We start from the raw sequence: 21,713 nt of genomic DNA, 5'->3' as shown, positions 1-21,713 counted from the left end.
TTACCATACCCTTTTCTAGATTAAGAAAGTTAATAAAATGTTAATTTTGTATGATAGGAAACCACTATAATTAGACTATTTAAATTGCTTTCCAGTGTATAAATTATAATATATCCCTTTTTTATTTAACAATGTCTTATGATTACCTTGTTCAACAATATGTCCATTATCAAGCACTAAAATTTCATCAGCATTTTCAATAGTCGATAACCGATGAGCAATGACTAAAGAAGTTCTACCTTTTTTTAATTCATCTAGTGCTGTCTGAATAGCTCGTTCTGATTCGGTATCTAGTGCTGATGTTGCTTCATCTAATATTAAAATTGGACTATCACGTAATAATGCCCTTGCAATTGCAATACGTTGCCGTTGTCCTCCCGATAATAGTACACCACTTTCTCCGATTTTTGTGTCAAATCCATTTTCAAATTTCATGATAAAATCATAAGCAAAAGCTTTCTTTGATGCCTCTTCTATCTGAGATCGCGAATAGTAACCAACGCGACCATATGCTATATTATTAGCAATAGTATCATTGAAAAGATAAACATTTTGAGATACTAAACCAATCTGATTTCTCAAGCAAAACAAAGTTAGATCTTTAATATTACATCCATCTATCAATATTTCACCTTCCGTAATATCATAAAAACGTGTGAGTAAACTCGTGATGGTTGTTTTTCCAGAACCTGAACGACCAACAAAAGCAATAGTTCTTCCCGCTGCTACTGAAAAATTAATATCTTGTATCGCTAGTTGCTGCCTAGTTTCATAAGAAAAATTCACATGCTTGAACTCAATATTTCCTTTTACGCGTTCAATATTTATTTTTCCATTATCTTTTTCTATAGGTTGATCCAATATAGCAAATAATGTTTGACAAGCAGCCATACCTTTTTGAAAGCTTGCATTGACACTTGTTAAGCTTTTGATAGGTTGCATAAGTGCTACTAATGATGAAAAAACAACAGTAAACTCTCCAGGCGTAATATTTAAATCAGGATTGCTTGCAGTTAGCAAAACAAAAGCTATAGCAAAAGAAATCACTAATTGAACAATAGGTGTTGATAAGGCAGAAATAGAAACTAACCGCATACTATCTCGACGAAATTTATTGCTTATTTTTTCGAAATTTTTTGATTCTTCATTTTGAGCACCAAATACAATTATTTCTCTATGACCTTTCAACATTTGTTCCACTGACATAGTAACATCACCCATAGAGTTTTGCATATTTTTAGCTAATTGACGAAACTTTATTGAAATAAAAGTAATTAAAGCTATTACAATAGGAGTAATAATAATAAGAGATAAAGATAACTGCCAACTATTGTAAAACATGGTATAAAATAGACCACAAATAAATGCTGATTCCCGAATAATAACTATTAATGCATCAGATGACGATGATGCGACTTGATCTGTATCATAAGTTATGCGCGATAATAATCGTCCATTGGAATTTTGATCATAATAACTTACAGGCGAATCAACAAAATGATTAAAAAGTCTTTGTCTAATTCTCATCACGACTTTACCTGAGATCAATGAAAGAAAAACAGAATAGCCATAATTAGCAAGACCACGTAACAACACTAAACCAAAAATATATACTGGTGCTATTAATAAGAAATTCTTATCACCATCACTAAAGCCTCTATCCAGTAAAGGCTTTAAAATTGCAATTAAAGAAGTATCAGCAAATGCACTTAAAAAAAGTAATATAACAGATAGAAATAAAATTAGTTTATGTTCAACAACATATGGCCACAACTTCAAAAAAGTATTCCACGTAGATGAATCTTTATCTATATCGTTGTGAATTTTTAAATTATTTTTAGTCATATTTTTATAAATAAATTAATAATGTTAAGAATTAAATTGCATTTTATACATTTGCGAATAAAGTCCTTTTTGGGCTATAAGCGATTCATGATTACCATCTTCAACAATTTTTCCATCATTAATAACAATAATTCGATCAACTTTTTTTATTGTCGATAAACGATGGGCGATTATAATAGAAGTACGATTTTTTTGTAATATTTCAATAGCATCTTGAACCAATCTTTCAGATTCATTATCTAAAGCAGAAGTAGCTTCATCTAAAATTAATATTGGATTATTACGTAGGAGAACTCTAGCTATCGCAATTCTTTGCCTTTGCCCACCAGATAATAAAACACCATTATCGCCAATTTCAGTATCTATACCATCCTGTAATTTATCAATAAATTCTAGTGCATTAGCTAATTTAGCTGCTTTTATTATAGCTTCTCGAGAATGTAAACCTTTTTCACCATAAACAATATTATCAGCAATACTACCATTAAATAAATGTACGCGCTGAGATACATAACCGATCTGCTCTCGTAACGATTTTAACTTATAATTCTTAATATTAATAGAATCCAAAAGAATTTCTCCTTGTGAAACATCATAAAACCTAGGAATTAAACTTGCAATTGTTGATTTCCCTGCTCCTGATCGACCAACCAATGCCACTGTTTCTCCTTCTTTGATTCTAAAACTAATATCATTAAGCGAAGGTGTGTTTCGTGTAGGATAAGTATAAGTAACATTTTTAAATTCAATACTTCCTTTTACTTTTTCTTTTACTATAGTACCATTATCTTCTTCCAACGGAGCATTTAAAATGCCAAATAAGGACTCACAAGCAATTGCACCTTTTTGTAATTCAACATGTAGGCTAGTAAGTTCCCGAAGTGGACGCATAACAGCTACCATTGCCGAAAACACAACAGTAAATGATCCTGGTGTAATATCTAAGCTTTCACTCGCAACAAGATATAATATGAATCCCAATCCAAGAGTTGCAATTAACTGAATGATAGGCGTCGATAATCTTGATACTAATTCTATTTTTAAAACTCCTTTTCGAACAGTGTCTGTTATATATCCAAAATTGATTTTTTCATAATCTTTTGCATTAAAAATTAAAACTTCTTTATGACCATTTAACATTTCATCAGCTGCAGTAGTTATCTCTCCCATACCTTTTTGCATAGATTTTATTGTTTCTCTAAATTTTTTAGCAATAAATTGTGCAATAAAAATGATTAGGGGAACTATGATGAATAATACTAATGCTAATTTCCAACTACCATAAAACATAACACAACATAAACCAACAGCATATGTAATTTCACGGACTAATATTATTAAAGCATCAGAAGAGGCTTTAGATAATAGCTGTGTGTTAAATGTAATAATAGAAACAAGATCGCCGACAGAACTTTTATCATGAAAACTGACCGGACTTCTAACTAGATGGTTGAAAATCAACTGCCTAAACTTAGTCACTACTTTACCAGATAACCAAGAAAGACAATATGTTGAAGCATAATTAGAAAGCCCTCTCAACCCAATTAGGCCTATAATAGATAAAGCTATTATCATTAAAAGAGAATAATTTTTATCCATTAATCCATGATCTAATAGTGGTTTAGTAAGGGAAATGAGAGTAGCATCCGTAGCCGCATTTAATAATAAACCAAATATTGCAACAATTAATGCTTTTTTATATGGTGCAACAAAAGGCCACAGCAATCCTAGTGTTTTCCAAGTAGTGTATTTATCCGACATAAAGTTAACTAATAATTTCTAAAATAAGATATATTATACTATAATTTAGCATATCTTGTCAGTTTTATACTACTTTATGGCATATGAATAAGTTTTTTGCTTATTCATATAAACCATTTACACAAAATTACATATGTTTAATATACATAATTTCTTTTTATTAACCTAAATATCCTTTTTACATTTAGCAACAAGCTGAGATGTTGAATAGCCGTCAACTCGATCAAGTATTACTACTTTACCTCCATAGCCTATCACTTTCTGAGCTTCTGGCCAATTATCTATAGAATATCCTTCTTTAGCAATGATATCTGGACGAAGTTCATCAACTAAATAATTAGCATTATCTTCATTAAAAATAATGACATAATCAACAAATTCAAGGGATGCAAGTAAAGTAGCTCTTGTATTCTGATCTTGGATAGGTCTATCATTACCCTTGTATTTTTTTATTGATTCATCGGAGTTAACACCAACGACTAAAATATCACATACCTTTTTCGCTTGCTTAAGAGAACTTAAATGCCCTAAATGTAATAAGTCAAAACACCCATTCGTAAACCCAATTTTTTTACCTTGTTTTTTTAAATTATTAATTATTGATTTGGTTTCTTTAATGCTAATGCATTTATCTATATCATTACAATGATTTTGATATTGTTTAGCTAATAATTTATTTTTTAATTCATCGAAAGATACTGTAGCTGTTCCCAATTTTCCAACAACTATTCCTGATGCAATATTTGCTAATTGCATTGCTTTAGGTAAAGGTATTTTGGCCCCTAACGCAATACCTAAAGTAGCTAAAGATGTATCTCCTGCCCCAGAAACATCAAAAACTTCTTTAGCTTCAGTTGGTATTTTAACAATACAGTTTTTATTTTCATATGGTATATAAGCCATTCCATATTCACTCAACGTAACTATAATATTTTTTATACCATATCGTTGAAAGATAATATCCGCTCCTCGCTTCAGATCTTCATCAAAACTAGCATTCTCGGGGCAAAGCTTAATACCTGTTGCATCAAAAAACTCTTTGATATTAGGTTTAATTAATGTAGCGCCACGATACTTAGAATAATCATTACCTTTTGGATCTACAATAACTGGAATATCAAATTTATTACAAAGAGTAATGATCATTTGTGTTGTTTCTTGATTCAAAACACCTTTATTATAATCAGACAACAAAACGATATCAGTCATCTTAATAGCCTGCATAACTAATTTATAGAACTTTGGCAATAGCTCAGGCATAAAAGGGAACAATTTCTCCTCATCAGCACGAAGTAAATGATTGTGATTCGCAATAAACCTTGTTTTAATAATGGTAGGATGTGCCTTTAGGCTATAAAGATGGCTATGACTCCCTGCATTTTTTAATAGTGTTGCGACAAGTTTGCCATTTATGTCACAACCAACAAATCCTAAAAATGTAGGTTTACAGCCTAGATTTGCTAAATTAGCAGCCACATTACCTGCCCCACCTAACATTACTTCCTCACGTTCCAATTTAAAGATTGGAACAGGAGCTTCAGGCGAAATACGATCAACAGTTCCATATAAAAAGCGATCTAACATAATATCGCCAATAACCGTTACTTTAGTACTTTTAAATTTATCTAGATAAGAATAAAATTCATTCATTACAATATCCCTAGTATTATTGTTTCAATACTTTTTTAATTTCTTCAAAAGGAATAGTTGGTTTAATACTTTTAATACAAATACGATCATTTTTTTTATTAATACAATACGATGCCCAATTATCGTTTATCCACTCACAATTAACAGGACATGCATTTGAAAAAATATTTATATTATTTGAATAACCATAAAAATTTGGTGATGTAGGTCCAAAAATAACGACAGAAACACCACCATTCAAAGATTTTCGTAAATGAACCATTCCACCTTCTCCATCAATATGTAAACTTGAATTTTTCAGAATCGATTTTAATTGATTTAATGAAGTTTTTCCTACTAAATTTAGATCAACATCATCAATAAATTCACATCTTTCTGCTGAGACACCTAATTGCACAATTTTATACTCTTGAAATTCACTTTTTATTAACTTAACAAGTGAATTATAATAATCAAGTGGATAAAGCTTTGTTGACTCACTATGAAGATTTGTTCCGTCAACACCTCGATTAAGAGTAATAAATTTTTGATCGTGTAAACCAAATGCTTCTAAAACTTCTTGATCATTAAAAATAGGAGGTATAAATTTATAACTATCACCAGAAATATTTAAATAACCATAAATATCTGGCTGTTGTATTCTATTTTGTCTATTTATAATAGAGTATTGAATACTTAAGGCATCAATTTTTGGTGGATAATAAACAATTTTTTTATTTAATTGATAGAATTCCTCATACAATTTAACTAATTCTTTTATTTTAGGATTTGAATTAGTATCAAGTAATGATAAATGGTTATTAACAATAAAGGGAAAACGATCAATTTTGAAATCTAATAAATAAATAATTTCAGATTTGTTCCATTCTGTTACAGGATAAATATTAAAACAGGAGTCTCCCATTAACTCTTGAACCAAAAATTGATTTTTTACAAAAATATCAATGCATTTAATTTCATCTTTCAAAAATTCTAATAAATAAGAGCAATAATTAAAGCTAATCAATATATCTCCAATACCTCCAGTGATAAAAATCGAAATTCTATCCAATCTATATTGAATTTCGCGTGACTTATTGAACAGCGAACCTAATTTAAATTCGAAAAGCTTGCAGAAATTCCACCATAGTAATTTTATTGCGGCTTTTTTATATTTATTAGAATAAAGCAATTTATATTTATTAATCTTTTTTTGTAATTTATCAAAGTAGTTCATAATTAGTTTTTAATTTACTCATAACGTGTCAATGTTTTAAGCTACTATTAATAATAGTTATTAATACTCATCGTGTTCAAGTCAATTTTGATACCATGACCCTTTTAGTTCTGTACTAAAATCATATTTAATAATATAACAAAATGGCTCGGTCTTAGAGCGAGCCATTATAACTCAACATGCAGAAAATAATTAGAAAAACTATTTAGAATTCAAATTAATTTTTTAAATTAAGTCTACATAAAAATTCAGCAAAATTATTAACACATTAGTTAACAAAAAACTACACTTTAATAAGTTATATTAATCTATTTGTTAGCACGAATTTTCATCATGATTTAAAACTTTTTTCACCTCTTCGAAAACTTCATAAGGACTTATACTTTCCATACAAATATGTTTATTAACACGATTAATACAGGTTTTGCTCCAAGTTTCATTTAACCATTCACAACTAAAAGGACAAGCTTTTGAGGAAATATTTATATTAGTTAAATATCCATAAAAATCTGATAATGTAGGCCCAAAAATAACAATTGAAACACCACCATTAAGTGCTTTTCGCAAATGAACCATTCCACCTTCACTATCAATATGTAATATCGAGTTTTTCAGTAATACTTTCAGTCCTTCCAGTGAGGTTTCTCCCACTAAATTTATATCGACATTTTTTATTAGTTCACAACGATCAGTAGAAGCTCCTAATTGAATAATTTTAAAATTTTTAAACTTATTTTTAATCAATTCAATCAACTTATTGTAACAAACTATATTCCATAGTTTTGTCGATTCAATTACACTGCCTTGACTATCTACTCCTCTGTTAATAGTAATATAGCTTCCTGGTTCTAAACCTAAGTTATTTAAAATTCTTTTTTCATGAGAAACTTTAGGTGAATATTTAAAATCACAACTAATATTTAAAATATTTCCTATATCAGGCTGTTGTATTCTTCTTTGTCCATTAATGAGGGAATACTGATTTGTCATACCATCCATAAAAGGAAGATATTCAAAAAAACGAGGATTATTTGCATAAAATTCGCTATAAACTTGAACTAATTTCAACAATCTATCATTCTTACGATACTTTGAATAAACAATGTTGTCTTCTAATATCTGAGGATATCGAACCAATCCAATCTTTAATAAATATTTATGAGGTTCCTCGCTAGTATTTGAATAAATATTAAAATCAGATCCTCCATCTAGTGCTTTTACCATTCCTGCATTATTAACGTAAATATCAATACTAATATTGCAGTTTTTTAAATATTCAAGCAAATAACAAGCATAGTTAAAGCCTATTAAAATATCGCCAATACCGCCAGAGAAGTATAAAGCTATTTTATTGTATTTTTCCTTAGGTATCTTTTCTTGTTTATTTCTAAAACTAAATAGTTGAACTAAGTTCCACCAAATTAATTTAATGGCTATTTTTTTACTGTTAAAAAAATATTTATTTTTATATTTATTAACTTTTCGCTGTAGCTCATCAAGATAATTCATACTAGATATTAACCTCTTGTATTAATTTAAACTTAACATTACAAATGTACCTTAGCTAAATTTTAGGCTAAACAAGGAAATAGCATGTTTGCCAATACCCCAAACTTAGTACAAGATTCAAGTAGAAAATTACGCTTCCTATTTTAAGGATTCGTATTCAATTGGTGTCATATTATTTAATACTCATGCAGTCTTTCACCAACAAGTGATGAGCTATTCTTCAGTTACCCTCCTTACTTACTCTAGATTATTAAAAAGATATAAATCTAACAATTCGATTCGATAAGTTCAGTTAAATCGTTCAATATAACCGTTTTGATATAGACTACTTGGCTCAAGATAATCAATGGTAATACCGTGTAATTTTGCTCAGTTGGCAAAAATGAACCACTATAGTTCCATATTTTTAACGAATAACAATGATATTGTGCTAGCTTGTCCAGATAACGCGTTATTCTACCGGTAAGTAAACTGAGCATAATATCAATACCTAATGCTGCTCGGCTAAATCCATCAATAAGGTTGAATTTTCTAAAACAGCATTGATTTTGACTGCTGTCACTCGTAAAATCCATTGACCAATATTCTCCCTGTTTATTAGGAAGCGATACCTTCTTAAGGTAATATAGGAAGTTTATACTATAAATAACTAACTTGAAAAGAAAAATAATTAATGTTATCTATTAAATTTATTTAATTAAAAACCATATAACTAATCAACTATTTTTGTACTGTAGTTTACTTATAGCCTAAAGTACAATTTTGGAACTTAACCTAAACTGCTTTTAATCAATACTTAAAATTAACACTCAACATTTTCTTTATTTTTTCAATGATAAATTGAATATCTAAATTAGAAACAGGATCACCAAATTCGGTTCCTTTATTTTCTTTTGTAAAAACTAATTCAAAATTATTACTTATCGGTGCCCAAACTTTATTTAAGTCAAAGCATAAATTATAACGATTATTATATACCGCTATCATAGGAATATTATATGCAGATGCAACATGAACAATAGATGTATCAACAGTAATAACCAAATTACATAATGAAACTAATGCAGATGTAAAAATAAAAGAAGGATTTTTATTGATATAAACATTAGGTAATTCATGTATAAAAACAATTTCTTTCTGTTCGCCTACAACGATAGTAATACAATCTTTTTGGAGTGTTAAAAACTCAGTGATTTTCTCTATTTGCTCAAACGATAAACTTTTTGTTTTGGAAGACCCAAACGGATTAAAAACAATAATAAATTTATCTAATCCATCACAAATTTTATCTAAAAATTTCTTTGCCAGTTGTAATTCATCATATTGAATATTTAAATGATATTTAACCATATCATAATCAATGTTTAAGAAATCTAAAGCAATACAACTTCTTTCCGTTATATGAGCATCATAATCGGAATAACAAATCGATGTATCATATTGTCTATACATTGACTGGTTGAATCCCAAAGTATGTGTTGGTTTAAAAGAAGATATTATCTCAACTCTTCTTAGACTATTATTTCCCTCATCATATAAATCAATTGCAAGATCTATTTTTATTTTTTCTTCAGCTCTAATAAATTTTTTAATATTCTTTTTGTTAAAGAAAAAAGCATTGTCAACTTGTATAAAATAATCGAATAAAAAATTTAGCCTCTCATCAACTACCACACTAACATTGTAATTATTCTTTCTTAGTTCATAAATGAGAAAAGATGCTACAATTGCATCGCCAATACCATAATCGCACATTACGATTAAAATAGAATTGCATTCATCAATATTAAAAAGATTTTTTACTTTTTTTTGTCTATTTAATTTAGCTGTTTTAAACATCATTTTAATCTTTTTAACTTTATTATTTCTATATCTATTAAGTAGTTTTAAGCTTTCAAACATACCCACAATTCCTATACTTTTATTTCATTTTAGTAATATTAAGGGCTATTAATCTTTTGTATTAATCATAAGCCTTCTTTACATTTTTAGCCACATCATGCAACATACTAATACGTCATACAAATATAATCTATTACCAACTTATCGTAACGTATTGCTATACCTAGGTAATGTTTCAACCTAGCAAATACATTTTCAACCAAATAACAATATTTATATAAACCCAATCAATATCGCTATTACTTTTTTCGTGAGTGTTGGAAAACACCGAGATATTTACACTTTATCATTAAAATAATCCTATAAAAACTCATAAGACCTTTTTCCCAAAATCGCTGAGTGTTAACTGTATTATAATAATTAATAAATCGTTTAAGCTTTTGTTTCCTCTCTTTAGAATCGCTAAATATTTGTTGATTATGCCATATCTCCATTAAAGTTCGTATCACTATTTCGGCTTTCCCATTCATTTGCGGGCAGGCTAGTTTGGTGAATTTTTGATTGATACAGTGGTTATTACACGTTTTAACAAATAGGTGTTCGCTGGTGCATTGATATTCTCGTCCATTATCAGAATAAATACATTCAATAGTATAAGGACATTGGACTAATATATCATTTTGTAAAAACTGTGCTGAGCTAAATTGGGATTTATCGTGGTAAATACCCACATAAAGCTCACGTGAAAAATCATTAATACCAACAAATAAATATTCTCTAGTTTGCTGTTTCATTTCATTTTTAAGTAAAGGTAAACCTGGATAGGTTTTGTTATAGGGTTTAGCTTGCCGTCTTAATTTATCTTCAATCAATTTTTCGACTTTAACCAAACGTTTAATTCCATAACAAATGGTTTTATAACGTTCATTCTTACTGGTTAAAGGCACAAAAAGCTACGATCAGGCTTTCTTTAGTACATTGTAAATGGTAGGCCGAGTAACCATAAAGCGTTTTGCCAAATCAGTGACCGTTATTTTTCTTTGTGATATAAGCACCATATATCTTGTCTGTGATAAGGCGTTAGTTTTGTTTTTTATGTATATTTATTACAGTAGTTTCTCAAATTACTGTAAACAGCACAAGTGATTCATACAATAAGAATTAATTCTTATATTGCTAATATAAAAACACCATTATTATAGGCTGGCATGACAATCGGTACATTAGGTAGCATAAGTTATCCTTGAGTTTCTATATTATTTAAATACCATTCAATAGTTTTTCGCAATCCACTTTCAAACTTTTCTTGTGGCTTCCAGTTTAACTGTTTTTGAATTTTCGATGAATCGATAGCATATCGATAATCATGGCCAGGTCTATCAGATATAAATTGAATTAAATCTTGATATCGTTTGATTCCATTTGGGCGTTTTGGAATAAGTTCATCCATCATTGAGCAAATAATTTGTACTGTATCTAAGTTCGTATATTCGCTATTTGCACCAATATTATAAGTCTCGCCAATTTTACCTTTATTTAAGACAGAATATATAGCTTTGACATTATCTTCTACATATATCCAATCACGTATTTGTAAACCATCGCCATAAATGGATATGGGCTTGCCTGCCAATGCCTTAAAAATTACAGATGGAATCAGTTTTTCAGTATTCTGGTAAGGTCCATAATTATTGGTACTATGTGTTATAATAGTTGGTAACTCATATGTGCGATACCATGCTTTAACTAAATGATCACTTGATGCTTTAGAAGCGGAATAAGGACTACTTGGTGAGTAGGGTGTTACCTCTGTAAAAAATGATTTCGTACTACCTAGATCACCATAAACTTCATCAGTTGATACATGGATAAAACGAAATTTCTCTTTATTCTCATCAGACAAATTATTCCAATAATTTCGAGAAGCTTCTAAAAGTGTAAAAGTTCCTATAATATTACTTTCAATAAAAGCAATAGGACTGGTTATTGAATTATCTACATGGCTTTCAGCCGCTAAATGAATCACAGCATCGGGGGGATATTGTTGAAATACACGATCCAATGCTTGTCGATTACAAATATCAACTTGTTCAAAAATATATCTTTCACTGCTAGAAGCCATTGCTAGCGAGTTCAAATTTGCCGCATAGGTTAATTTATCAATATTAATGACATAATCTTGAGTATGTTCGATAATATATCGAATGACAGCAGAACCAATAAATCCAGCTCCTCCTGTTACTAAAACTCTTTTAGTGCTATTAAACAAATTTACCGCCCTATCCCATAATCCCGCAACTTATTTGCAATCGCTGTATGCGACACACCTAATCTTTTGGCCAGCTTTCTTGAGCTTGGGTATTGATCATATAATTTTAATAAGATCTCTTTTTCAAACTGTTTAGTTATTTCATCAAGAGTTTTATTTTCAATATTGTTGACCCACGATAATTGAGATGTGATTGGAGTCGGTAACACAATGTCTTTGACCGTTAACCTAGGCGAGGTCAATTGCGCTAATGCCGAATAAAGTATGTTTTTAAGTTGCCTTACATTACCTGGCCATGAGTAACGGGTCAAATTATCAATAACATTATCGTCAATTGTTGGTGGTATGATGCCTTGTTTATTGGCATATTCATTTACAAAAATATGCGTAAGTTGAGTTATATCATCTTTGCGTTCTTGTAAAGAAGGTAGATTAAGCGATAATACATTCAGCCTATAATAAAGATCTTTTCTAAATTTTCCTTGCTCAACCAAATCAGCCAAATCAACCTTTGTTGCACAAATGATTCTAACATCGACATAAACCTCGTTATCGTCCCCCACACGACGAAAATAGCCATCGTTAATAAAACGCAATAACTTAGTTTGCATTTGAAACGACATTTCATCAATACCATCAAGCAATACTGAACCGCCATTAGCTTGTTCAAAAAAACCTTTTTTGCTCTCAATTGCGCCGGGATAAGCGCCTGCTGCATGACCGTATAATTCACTTTCAACGACTTCATCAGGCATGGCTGCACAATTTAAGGCTAAAAAAGCCTGATCTCCACGGGGACTATATTGATGACAAGCCTTAGCCAATAAATCCTTACCAGTACCTGTTTCGCCAGATATTAATAACGGTTCACGTTGCATAGAAAACACTTTCGCTTGTGCAATCAGTTTTTGCATAACCACGCTTTGGGTAGCAAAGATCTCAAAAGCATGGCAAGCCACTACGGTTATTTTTGATAAGCGTTTTTTTAGATAATCAATAGGTTGTAAAATAAATATTGTTTTAGATGATTCCATCACCTTTTGCAATAAAAAGTGCTGAGAATTTAAAACAATAATCGTATCATCTTGCTCATCAATATTAACGGTATTATCAAAACTGAAAATCGATTGATAATCAAAAAGTTGTTTTAATACCAAAGCCTTAGGCCCCAACAATACCCTAGCTGTATCATTATACGCAATCAGATGTTGATTATGATCAATTTCAATGATGGCTACTTGCATAATTTGCCCACTTCTCATTAAGTTTGATTAAATTATCTCGGCGATTTTGCCACTTAGGATTTTTTATTAATTCATCATAAGTGATTTTAGTATGAGCTAATAAGCATTTTGCTTTATCTGATGTTAGTGGACTAACCTTATCTAACGCCATTAACTGCTCTAAAATAGCCATCGTTCCTTGCCGATTATTACAAGCCAAAAGCAGATCACAACCAGCTGCTAATGCAGCTTGGGCACGCTCAGCGTGATTCCCCATTACTGAAGCTCCTTCCATTGATAAATCATCAGAAAAGATTACACCATCAAAATGTAATTGCTCACGAAGCACTGTTTTAAGCCAATATGGCGAACCGCTAGCCGGTTTATCATTAAAGGCAGGATAAATCACATGGGCAGGCATAATCGCATCGAGCTTATTATTAGCAATAAGCTTAGTAAAAATCTGCATATCGTACTCAATTAACGACTTTTCACGATGATCAATAGGCGTTTCTTTATGCGAATCGGCAATCACATGACCATGCCCAGGAAAATGTTTGCCCGTAGTTTTCATACCTGCTGCATGCATACCATCAATCATGGCAGAAGCAACTTGATAAGCAATATCGACATCTTGATGAAATGAACGTGTACCGATAGCAAGACAATCATGTCCCAAATCTAAAACAGGGGCATAGCTTAGATCGATATCAAACGCAATTAACTCCATAGCAAGAACCCAACCCGCATCAAAAGCCAAGGACTTTGCTTGCTCTAGGTTATTCAGCGCTGCAAACGATTGCGCAGGGGGAATTGCTGTAAAGCCCTCTCTAAATCGCTGAACTCGGCCGCCCTCATGATCGACCGAGATTAATAAACGTTGTGAGCTAGCTGCTCGAATTTGTTTAATTAATTCGTATAGTTGCGTAGGATCTTGGTAATTTCGGCTAAATAAAATCACCCCTGCCACCAATGGATTTTGTAACAACTTTTTATCGTCTTGAGTTAATGTTAAACCATCAACATCAATCAACAACGGCCCCATTATTGATTATCTCCAATTTGTTTTGATTGTGCATTACTATTGCTATCAGACGGTTTTGGAAAATCTTTCGACGCAACTCTAGTTAATATTTCGCCACTTTTCGTTGAAAGTAATTCCATAGCTAAATCGGCATCAGTACTTTCGCTTGGCACTTTATAAATTGTTGTAAAAAGGACATAATTTGCATTCATCGACTTAGCTAAACCAATCATCTTACCTCGTGACACAAGCTTATCATCAGCCGAAATACCCAGTGATTGTTTAGCTTGGATTATCGCTTGTTGATCAACTACAGTGAACGTATTTTGTTTGTGCATTAATTGATGCAATGCATTAGCAATTTTATTATTGGCAAGATAATCACCACTACGGTTTTGGATATCGCTAATTAAAATCAACTTATTATCTGAGTCTAAAGATGACAAACTCACTAATTTACTGATAAATGGTGATAATATCGAATGCCAATCAGTCTGCCTAACAATTTGCGGTGGCGTATCAATCACGCCAGTACCATCAGGTTGATTAACATCAACAGGCGATTTAACTTCGGTTTTTTGAGAGTTCCCAAGAAGATGACAACCCGCTAACAAAAAAGCTAATGAGCTAACAACAAATATACGTTTGATCTGTTTCATATCATGATTAACCTATTAATCTACCTAAATTTTTACCACCTAATAAATGCATATGAAGATGGAAAATCTCTTGTCCTGCATCTTTATTACAATTCATAATTAAACGATAACCACTTTCATCAATACCTTCTTGTTTTGCAATTTTGGCAGCAACAACCATCATATGCCCAATAATGGTTTCATCTTCTTCCTTAATATCATTAACGGTTGGAATTAGTTTATTTGGGATAATCAACACATGAGTCGGCGCTTGAGGAGAAATATCACGAAATGCTGTCACCTTATCGTCCTGAAAAACAATATCAGCTGGGATTTCTTTTCGAATGATTTTGCTAAAAATAGTTTCCTGAACCATCAAACACTCCTTTTATACATACGTCTATAAGTAAAAATGATAGGTACTCATAAGCATAGCATATTTTGATAACAAAAATGTATAGAAATCGTTACATTTTAAAATGCATTTTTACAACCACAAAAATCGGTCAGGAAAGGTATTGATTTCATTGAAGTTTTTCCTGCTTTTTTTTGACGTTTTTCAAAAGAATTTCATAAAAAACAGTCATAAAAACAGATACTTCCTATCAACTAAAAGTGACACTGTCTTACAAAGAATCTTGGCATATTCATTTGTCAAACCCAATAACTTGATATATAATGCCTCGTCGATTTTAACCGCCTATTTTTCATGTTCCTTGCTTTCAATGGGTTGCGGTTGCCCCGACAGAAAGCTGATTAATCCGTAGGGAGCGATAATGCGTCATTACGAAATAGTATTTATGGTTCACCCAGATCAGAGTGAACAAGTACCTAGTATGATTGAACGTTATACTGGTACGTTAACCACTGATGGTGGCAAAATCCATCGTTTAGAAGATTGGGGTCGTCGTCAATTAGCCTATCCTATCGAAAAACTGCACAAAGCACATTACGTGTTAATGAATGTTGAAGCAACTCAAGAAGCTGTTAACGAGCTTGAAGATAGCTTCCGTTTCAATGATGCAGTAATTCGCAGTTTAATTATGCGCACAAAACACGCTGTAACTGAAGCTTCACCTATGTTAAAAGCCAAAGATGAACGTCGTAGTTCTGAAGAAGATTTTAACGAAGTAACCATGGACGATGATTCCGACGAATAATCGTTTAATGTTATCGGGTATTGTAAAAAAAACTCCGATACGAAAAATCAGTCCAAGTGGGATCTCGCATTGTCAATTTTATTTAGAACATGTTTCTAAACAAATCGAAGCAGAACTTACAAGACAAGCATGGTGCATAATGCCTGTGATTGTTAGTGGACAACAAGAGCTAAGTTACATAAAAAAAGGCAGCAAAGTTTTAGTTAGTGGCTTTATAAGCACACATACTAAACGCAACCAAACAAGCCAACTTGTTTTACATGCTGACCAAGTTAAACTATTAGGAGAATAGCCAAATGGCACGTTATTTCCGTCGTCGCAAATTCTGCCGTTTTACTGCAGAAGGCGTTAAAGAAATTGATTATAAAGATGTTTCTTTATTAAAAAGCTATATCACAGAAAGTGGTAAAATCGTACCAAGCCGTATCACTGGTACTAGCGCAAAATATCAACGTCAATTAGCTCGCGCAATCAAACGCGCTCGTTACTTGGCATTATTACCATATACTGATAATCATCAGTAATTAGCAACAGAGGGAACATATAATGCAAATTATTCTACTCGATAAAGTTGCTAATTTAGGCAGCTTAGGTGATCAAGTTAATGTTAAAGCAGGTTACGCACGTAACTTTTTAATTCCACAAGGTAAAGCTGTATCAGCAACTAAAAAGAATATCGAATTCTTTGAAGCTCGTCGTGCTGAATTAGAAGCTAAGCTTGCAGAAACATTGAAAGCAGCTGAAGAGCGTGTTGCTCAAATCAATGCACTTGGTAAAGTAACTATTACTTCTAAAGCCGGTGATGAAGGCAAATTATTTGGTTCAATCGGTACTCGTGATATCGCTGATGCTGTTAAAGCTCGTGGTATTCAAGTATCAAAAAGCGAAGTTCGCTTACCAAATGGCGTACTGCGTACTACTGGTGAACATGAAGTGTTCTTCCAAGTACACAGCGAAGCATTTGCTAAACTTATTGTTGATATTATTCCTGAATAATCATCCAACAATAAATACAAAAAGACCCGTCATTATGGCGGGTCTTTTATTATCTATTTCACAATAATTGATTTACCTCGACCTCGAATATCTGATACGGCTTCGGGTTTATTGTCGGTAATTTTTATGGCTTGAATATCACCGCTAAAATCTTGCTGTTTAAAATGATAACCCATTTGTTTAAGTTTATCTTTTAACTCTTCGGGAACTTTATTTTGAAAACGCTCAATAAAGATAAGATTCTCTGGTAATAGTTGATGATGATAACGCGGAGCATCCATTGCCGCTTTTAATGACATATGATTATCAAAAACATTTGTCACAACTTGAAAGATTGAAGTAAAAATCCTTGAACCACCTGGTGTACCAATGACCATTGCAACTTTGTTATCTTTAATAAAAATACTTGGTGTCATAGAAGATAAAGGACGTTTATTTGGTTCTATTGCATTAGCATCTTTGCTCACGACACCAAATTGATTAGCAACACCTGGTTTACTACTAAAATCATCCATTTCATTATTTAGAATGATACCAGTGCCTTCTATTACAACAGCAGATCCAAACCAACCATTAAGTGTATAAGTATTCGATGCGGCATTGCCCCATTTATCCACAATCGAAAAATGTGTAGTTTGTAACTTTTCACGATTATTATCTAAACCTGGTTTAACTTTTTCAGTAATCGAAATCGCTTTTGGATTAACTTGTTTCGCTCTCTGCGCTAAATAATTAGTATCAATCAATTCAGTGACAGGTACAGAGATAAAATCAGGATCTCCCATATATTCGGCTCGATCGGCAAAAACACGTTTTTCTATTTCTGCTAACAAGTGAATATATTGCGCTGAATTTACTTTTACCTCTTTGAAATCATTCGCTAAATATTGTTTCATTAATAATAATTGAATTAAACCAACACCTCCTGAGCTTGGCGGTGGAGCAGTAACAATCTGCATATCATGCCAGTTAGCAATTAAAGGATCTCGCCATTTAACCTTATAATTTGCTAAATCATTTTCAGTAATTAAACCTTCATTTTTCTCCATCTGTTGTGCAATTAATTTAGCCGTTTCACCTTTATAAAATCCATCGCTACCTTGCTGGGCAATACGATCTAAAACTTTACCAAGCTCAGGTTGTTTAAATATTTTCCCTTCTTGCATTGAACCAAAGTATTGCTTAAAGTGACCATTAGCAGGCGCAAGTTCTTGTGCCTCTTGATAACGTTTAACTAGTTGTTTGTCTACAACAAATCCTTCATTGGCAAATCGAATAGCTGGTGCTATAACCTCTTTCCAAGGTAATTTACCAAAACGCTGATGAACCGCCCACATACCAGCAACAGTTCCAGGCACTCCCGATGCTTTGTAAGAATATAAACTCAAATTAGGAATCACATTTTTATGATCATCAAGATACATATCTTTATCAGCTTTACTTGGTGCAACTTCACGATAATCAATAAAATAAGGCTTACCGTCCATCCAAAGAGTCATAAAACCACCCCCACCAATGTTACCCGCTTCAGGATAAGTAACAGCAAGAGCAAATGCGGTGGCCACCGCAGCATCGGCTGCGTTTCCACCTTTTTCGAGCACTTCTTCGGCTGCCTTTGCACCATAATAATCGGGCGAAGCAACTGCGGCAGCTGTTAATTTTTGTGTTACGTTTTCGACAGCTAGTACTTGTTGGCTTATCAGTAAAAATACCATAAAGTAGCAATACTTTATCAATTTACGTTTAAGAGAAAACATTTTGTACCTCCAAATTAAAGTATCATTTATCGTACCCACATAATCCCCAAATACATAAAGCGCATTAATAGATCATGCAACAATAAGTTAAGGGTAACCATCAATATAGCATAGAAAACAAAAATACTGATCGAATATTGATCAGTTATATAGTACATATTTACTCTAATTTACCATTTTAATGGAGTAGCAAAGATTACTAGAACTAAAGAATAATTAACGCAATTATAATTTACTCAATAGAGACTGATGATTAAATGTGAAATGCAATCGATGATAATTAAAATTTGTTATAAAATTTCATCTAGAGTTTTAAAAAATACTTTCGTTTGGTGTAAAAAATTTTTTACAAAATTAACTGCAAATGTCAACAATGATATATTTTCTTAACACAGTTAGCGAATAAAATATTCTCCGTCTAAATAAAACTGATTTTTGTTAAAAACTTTCAGGAAACACTACGTTTGAGTATAAATTTGAGTATAAAACAGTAGTGAATTTAGTAGGGATGATTTCTTAAATCTCAGAGAAAATAAGCATAATTGATATTTATGATTTTAGCTAAAAAAGAGCGTAATCTTTAATGAAATGTATACGCCCTTATATAAAAAATTAAGCTGTTTGAATTTGGTTTTCTGACTTACCTTGCTCATCTTTATACAATTTATTGTCATATAATTTGACAAAAGGAATATAGATTAGCAAAGCTAAAATAGCCGAGAATATGGCAACAATAGCCGCTTTATAATCACCGCCAGTACTAATAAATGCCCCTAATCCCATTGGGGATGGCCATGGAATTAATGCGATGATTGGATGAATAAAACCAGTATTAATAGCCAAATAACCTAATGTTCCGCAAGCCATAGGTGCTAAGAAAAAAGGGAGAGCTAAATAAGGATTGTATACAATCGGCATACCAAAAATAACTGGTTCGTTGATATTGAATATTGCAGGTACTGCAGATGCTCGCCCTAAGATTTTTAGTTGGCTAGACTTAGCAAAAAACGCAATAAAAAATGTCATTAATAAAGTAGAACCTGATCCCCCTAAAATCACGAGTGAATTATTAAATTCACCAGCAAAAGGAATATGTGCTCCCGCTGTATTTTCAGTCATATTAGTTAACATAATAGGGGTAATAAATGCTCCAATAATACTGGCACCATGGATCCCAACTACCCATAGCGCATGGATTAAAAATAGGATAACCATAATACCCAACCAGCTTTTGGTAAGATTGGTTACAAAAGCAAACGGTACAGCTATAATATTGAAAATATCAGTACCAAAATAGATGAAAATACCATTAACAATGATCACAAAAAAGGCAATTACAAAAGTTGGGATCAGTGCGGTAAAAGATCGCGAAACACCTAATGGCACTGTTTCAGGCATTTTTACAACCCAATTTCGTCTAACACATAAAAAATAGAGATTAGTTGCCACAATGGCCATAACTATTGCAATAAATATACCTGATGTACCCAAGCGAAAGATAAATGGTTGTAAGCGTAGCCCATTAAAGACTAAATTATTTTGATCATTAAGTAAGGTAATAACCCCGTTTTGCATGATCAGTTCAGGCAAAGTCATGAAAAAGGCAAAAACAGATAACATCGCACCATTAAGAGCATTAACTTTAAGGCCTGTTTCTTCTGCTTCGATTTTAGTTAGTTCATAACCAACAACAAAGTTAAAATAAAGAGCCAAAATACCGATTGTCGCTGTGTTAGCAATCATATAAAGATCACTCACTCTAAAAAAAGTATTTTCAAAAAAAACTTCTAATCCCGTAAATGTCATTGGCAATGTGTTAAATACTAAAAACATTGAACCTACAATAGAAAAAGGTACAGACGCCATCCCCGCAGCCATTACTGCTCGAACAATTTTAAATTGCGATATTTTAGCCATGGGCGTCATCAGATATTTCTGCAAAATAACAAATCCCGTATTCATTTTATTGTCCTCTTTTAATTAATAAATTTTTCGTAAGCTTGGATTCTTTTAAAATGCTGATCCCGATTATGTTGAATATTATTTATTTTTTTAAGCATTAAAAACGTAATAATTAAACTCACCATCAGTAATACCGCCAATACATTTAATACATCTTGAGTCTGTTTTAAAAATGGGCAAAAAAGCTGATACAAAGGTGTATAAAGCATCATCATTAGTGTCACAAAAACTATCGCTAAAGCACGATAAAATAATCTTGCATAAGGCAATTTGTTGCAATGATTACGATAAAGCTTAATTTGTTCCCATGTGGTAAGTATGCCCAAAACAAAAAGAGTAAGCGGTAAAATAGCGACTATTGACAATGAACCTATTAGAAAGGTTGCCCAATAAAGATTCAAAAATAAAAAAAATGCAGTGGTATAGCGAATCACTAAAAATCGATTAAAATAGAGATTAGTTAGGCTGATTTTTTTATGCATTGTTAGATCTTCTGTCATTATGCCACTCCTTATTTAGCTTTTTAGTTTTATTTCTAACTCATGATGTTTTTCATATAGATGTAACATTTCAATTGCCATTTCTCGAAAGCTCATGGTAGTCATTAAGTGATCTTGTGCATGTACCATAATAATTTCCATTGTGATTTTGGTACCATTGGCATAATTTTGCAGTAGTTCTGTTTGGGAATGGTGTGCTTGTAAGATTTCTTTATTCGCTTCTTCAAGAAGCTGATTTGCGCCAATAAAATCAGCTTGTCTCATCGTCTTAAAAGCCTCGTGGATTTTAGTTTTAGCATTACCACTATACAAAATAATATTAAAAGCAATAAGTTGAATATCCTCTGAGCTCATTTCTTTA

Annotated in this window: 22 protein-coding genes and 1 pseudogene; 4 read left to right on the top strand and 19 right to left on the bottom strand. The window is 31.9% G+C overall.

The window, feature by feature from the left end:
• Window positions 1-75 precede the first annotated feature (75 nt).
• The 15 genes and pseudogenes from msbA (J6569_RS04985) to J6569_RS04920 all read right to left on the bottom strand — a co-directional run bounded on the left by msbA (J6569_RS04985) (window position 76) and on the right by J6569_RS04920 (window position 15,353).
• On the bottom strand, window positions 76-1,824 hold the full coding sequence (gene msbA, locus J6569_RS04985; protein ID WP_085165054.1) for a lipid A ABC transporter ATP-binding protein/permease MsbA: 1,749 nt from the start codon (window positions 1,822-1,824) through the stop codon (window positions 76-78).
• 45 nt (window positions 1,825-1,869) lie between these two features.
• Window positions 1,870-3,606 carry a lipid A export permease/ATP-binding protein MsbA gene (gene msbA / locus J6569_RS04980; RefSeq protein ID WP_085165032.1) on the bottom strand — a complete coding sequence of 579 codons (1,737 nt, stop codon included), beginning with the start codon at window positions 3,604-3,606 and terminating at the stop codon, window positions 1,870-1,872.
• A gap of 165 nt (window positions 3,607-3,771) precedes the next feature.
• Complete coding sequence (locus J6569_RS04975) at window positions 3,772-5,256, bottom strand: PfkB family carbohydrate kinase (RefSeq protein WP_085165034.1); 1,485 nt, start codon at window positions 5,254-5,256, stop codon at window positions 3,772-3,774.
• A gap of 16 nt (window positions 5,257-5,272) precedes the next feature.
• Entirely contained in the window at window positions 5,273-6,472 is a 1,200-nt protein-coding gene (locus tag J6569_RS04970; protein ID WP_085165036.1) for a glycosyltransferase family 9 protein, read from the bottom strand.
• A 315-nt stretch (window positions 6,473-6,787) separates the two neighbouring features.
• The gene (locus J6569_RS04965) at window positions 6,788-7,981 is read right to left on the bottom strand and encodes a glycosyltransferase family 9 protein (protein ID WP_085165038.1); all 1,194 of its coding nucleotides are present in this window, start codon (window positions 7,979-7,981) and stop codon (window positions 6,788-6,790) included.
• 266 nt (window positions 7,982-8,247) lie between these two features.
• Window positions 8,248-8,556, bottom strand: coding sequence for a hypothetical protein (locus tag J6569_RS04960; protein WP_296301358.1), 309 nt, complete (start codon window positions 8,554-8,556; stop codon window positions 8,248-8,250).
• Between the two features lie 214 nt (window positions 8,557-8,770).
• Entirely contained in the window at window positions 8,771-9,883 is a 1,113-nt protein-coding gene (locus J6569_RS04955) for a glycosyltransferase family 9 protein (protein WP_296317913.1), read from the bottom strand.
• Window positions 9,884-9,961: 78 nt separating this feature from the next.
• Window positions 9,962-10,124 (bottom strand): annotated as a pseudogene (locus J6569_RS04950) (IS5/IS1182 family transposase); the annotation flags it as partial.
• Window positions 10,123-10,353: a hypothetical protein gene (locus J6569_RS11240; RefSeq protein ID WP_366941245.1), complete on the bottom strand. Its 231-nt coding sequence runs from the start codon at window positions 10,351-10,353 to the stop codon at window positions 10,123-10,125. The gene J6569_RS11240 and the pseudogene J6569_RS04950, both read right to left, overlap by 2 nt.
• 429 nt (window positions 10,354-10,782) lie before the next feature.
• On the bottom strand, window positions 10,783-10,881 hold the full coding sequence (locus tag J6569_RS11235) for an HTH domain-containing protein (protein WP_080702376.1): 99 nt from the start codon (window positions 10,879-10,881) through the stop codon (window positions 10,783-10,785).
• A 179-nt stretch (window positions 10,882-11,060) separates the two neighbouring features.
• Window positions 11,061-12,092: a dTDP-glucose 4,6-dehydratase gene (gene rfbB / locus J6569_RS04940; protein ID WP_296317909.1), complete on the bottom strand. Its 1,032-nt coding sequence runs from the start codon at window positions 12,090-12,092 to the stop codon at window positions 11,061-11,063.
• A gap of 2 nt (window positions 12,093-12,094) precedes the next feature.
• A complete protein-coding gene (locus J6569_RS04935; protein ID WP_296317907.1) occupies window positions 12,095-13,336 on the bottom strand; it encodes a sigma 54-interacting transcriptional regulator in 1,242 nt (413 codons plus the stop codon).
• The gene (gene nagZ, locus J6569_RS04930) at window positions 13,317-14,360 is read right to left on the bottom strand and encodes a beta-N-acetylhexosaminidase (protein ID WP_296317906.1); all 1,044 of its coding nucleotides are present in this window, start codon (window positions 14,358-14,360) and stop codon (window positions 13,317-13,319) included. Before nagZ ends, J6569_RS04935 begins: the two co-directional genes overlap by 20 nt.
• The gene (locus tag J6569_RS04925; RefSeq protein WP_296317904.1) at window positions 14,360-14,998 is read right to left on the bottom strand and encodes a hypothetical protein; all 639 of its coding nucleotides are present in this window, start codon (window positions 14,996-14,998) and stop codon (window positions 14,360-14,362) included. Before J6569_RS04925 ends, nagZ begins: the two co-directional genes overlap by 1 nt.
• A gap of 7 nt (window positions 14,999-15,005) precedes the next feature.
• Window positions 15,006-15,353 (bottom strand): HIT domain-containing protein, encoded by a 348-nt coding sequence (locus tag J6569_RS04920; RefSeq protein ID WP_296317902.1) that lies wholly within the window; start codon window positions 15,351-15,353, stop codon window positions 15,006-15,008.
• Between the two features lie 400 nt (window positions 15,354-15,753).
• On the opposite strand from J6569_RS04920, the gene rpsF reads away from it, so the two are divergent.
• Genes rpsF through rplI form a run of 4 tightly spaced genes read left to right on the top strand, consistent with a single transcriptional unit; the run spans window position 15,754 to window position 17,133 of the window.
• On the top strand, window positions 15,754-16,137 hold the full coding sequence (rpsF, locus tag J6569_RS04915) for a 30S ribosomal protein S6 (RefSeq protein ID WP_065590872.1): 384 nt from the start codon (window positions 15,754-15,756) through the stop codon (window positions 16,135-16,137).
• Window positions 16,121-16,429, top strand: a complete 309-nt coding sequence (priB, locus tag J6569_RS04910; protein ID WP_065560729.1) for a primosomal replication protein N — start codon at window positions 16,121-16,123, stop codon at window positions 16,427-16,429. The genes rpsF and priB overlap by 17 nt, the downstream gene beginning before the upstream one ends.
• A 4-nt stretch (window positions 16,430-16,433) precedes the next feature.
• Window positions 16,434-16,661 carry a 30S ribosomal protein S18 gene (gene rpsR / locus J6569_RS04905; RefSeq protein WP_025314965.1) on the top strand — a complete coding sequence of 76 codons (228 nt, stop codon included), beginning with the start codon at window positions 16,434-16,436 and terminating at the stop codon, window positions 16,659-16,661.
• Between the two features lie 22 nt (window positions 16,662-16,683).
• Window positions 16,684-17,133: a 50S ribosomal protein L9 gene (gene rplI / locus J6569_RS04900; protein WP_065590871.1), complete on the top strand. Its 450-nt coding sequence runs from the start codon at window positions 16,684-16,686 to the stop codon at window positions 17,131-17,133.
• 53 nt (window positions 17,134-17,186) lie between these two features.
• On the opposite strand, the gene ggt is transcribed toward rplI, so the two are convergent.
• The 4 genes from ggt to J6569_RS04880 form a co-directional block, all read right to left on the bottom strand.
• Window positions 17,187-18,848 carry a gamma-glutamyltransferase gene (gene ggt, locus J6569_RS04895; protein WP_366941244.1) on the bottom strand — a complete coding sequence of 554 codons (1,662 nt, stop codon included), beginning with the start codon at window positions 18,846-18,848 and terminating at the stop codon, window positions 17,187-17,189.
• Between the two features lie 654 nt (window positions 18,849-19,502).
• Window positions 19,503-20,852, bottom strand: coding sequence for a PTS cellobiose transporter subunit IIC (celB, locus tag J6569_RS04890; RefSeq protein ID WP_065590869.1), 1,350 nt, complete (start codon window positions 20,850-20,852; stop codon window positions 19,503-19,505).
• Window positions 20,853-20,866: 14 nt separating this feature from the next.
• On the bottom strand, window positions 20,867-21,352 hold the full coding sequence (locus tag J6569_RS04885; protein WP_296301152.1) for a hypothetical protein: 486 nt from the start codon (window positions 21,350-21,352) through the stop codon (window positions 20,867-20,869).
• 15 nt (window positions 21,353-21,367) lie between these two features.
• Window positions 21,368-21,706, bottom strand: coding sequence for a PTS cellobiose transporter subunit IIA (locus J6569_RS04880; RefSeq protein WP_363319047.1), 339 nt, complete (start codon window positions 21,704-21,706; stop codon window positions 21,368-21,370).
• Window positions 21,707-21,713: the final 7 nt, after the last annotated feature.

This window comes from Gilliamella sp., assembly GCF_024104075.1.
GTDB lineage: Bacteria > Pseudomonadota > Gammaproteobacteria > Enterobacterales > Orbaceae > Gilliamella > Gilliamella bombi.
The sequence above is the reverse complement of the archived record's forward strand: the minus strand, read 5'-3'. Positions and strand labels throughout refer to the sequence as shown.

Excerpts from the sequence above, each read along its gene's own strand:
- J6569_RS04955 (WP_296317913.1), bottom strand. The coding sequence starts at position 9,883 with ATGTTTGAAAGCTTAAAACTACTTAATAGATATAGAAATAATAAAGTT.
- J6569_RS04885 (WP_296301152.1), bottom strand. The coding sequence starts at position 21,352 with ATGACAGAAGATCTAACAATGCATAAAAAAATCAGCCTAACTAATCTC.
- J6569_RS04960 (WP_296301358.1), bottom strand. The coding sequence starts at position 8,556 with ATGGATTTTACGAGTGACAGCAGTCAAAATCAATGCTGTTTTAGAAAA.
- J6569_RS04970 (WP_085165036.1), bottom strand. The coding sequence starts at position 6,472 with ATGAACTACTTTGATAAATTACAAAAAAAGATTAATAAATATAAATTG.
- rpsR (WP_025314965.1), top strand. The coding sequence starts at position 16,434 with ATGGCACGTTATTTCCGTCGTCGCAAATTCTGCCGTTTTACTGCAGAA.
- J6569_RS04965 (WP_085165038.1), bottom strand. The coding sequence starts at position 7,981 with ATGAATTATCTTGATGAGCTACAGCGAAAAGTTAATAAATATAAAAAT.
- J6569_RS04935 (WP_296317907.1), bottom strand. The coding sequence starts at position 13,336 with ATGCAAGTAGCCATCATTGAAATTGATCATAATCAACATCTGATTGCG.
- rplI (WP_065590871.1), top strand. The coding sequence starts at position 16,684 with ATGCAAATTATTCTACTCGATAAAGTTGCTAATTTAGGCAGCTTAGGT.
- J6569_RS04920 (WP_296317902.1), bottom strand. The coding sequence starts at position 15,353 with ATGGTTCAGGAAACTATTTTTAGCAAAATCATTCGAAAAGAAATCCCA.
- celB (WP_065590869.1), bottom strand. The coding sequence starts at position 20,852 with ATGAATACGGGATTTGTTATTTTGCAGAAATATCTGATGACGCCCATG.
- nagZ (WP_296317906.1), bottom strand. The coding sequence starts at position 14,360 with ATGGGGCCGTTGTTGATTGATGTTGATGGTTTAACATTAACTCAAGAC.
- rpsF (WP_065590872.1), top strand. The coding sequence starts at position 15,754 with ATGCGTCATTACGAAATAGTATTTATGGTTCACCCAGATCAGAGTGAA.
- J6569_RS11235 (WP_080702376.1), bottom strand. The coding sequence starts at position 10,881 with ATGGTGCTTATATCACAAAGAAAAATAACGGTCACTGATTTGGCAAAA.
- J6569_RS04925 (WP_296317904.1), bottom strand. The coding sequence starts at position 14,998 with ATGAAACAGATCAAACGTATATTTGTTGTTAGCTCATTAGCTTTTTTG.
- ggt (WP_366941244.1), bottom strand. The coding sequence starts at position 18,848 with ATGGTATTTTTACTGATAAGCCAACAAGTACTAGCTGTCGAAAACGTA.
- msbA (WP_085165032.1), bottom strand. The coding sequence starts at position 3,606 with ATGTCGGATAAATACACTACTTGGAAAACACTAGGATTGCTGTGGCCT.
- priB (WP_065560729.1), top strand. The coding sequence starts at position 16,121 with ATGATTCCGACGAATAATCGTTTAATGTTATCGGGTATTGTAAAAAAA.
- J6569_RS04975 (WP_085165034.1), bottom strand. The coding sequence starts at position 5,256 with ATGAATGAATTTTATTCTTATCTAGATAAATTTAAAAGTACTAAAGTA.
- J6569_RS11240 (WP_366941245.1), bottom strand. The coding sequence starts at position 10,353 with ATGAATGGGAAAGCCGAAATAGTGATACGAACTTTAATGGAGATATGG.
- J6569_RS04880 (WP_363319047.1), bottom strand. The coding sequence starts at position 21,706 with ATGAGCTCAGAGGATATTCAACTTATTGCTTTTAATATTATTTTGTAT.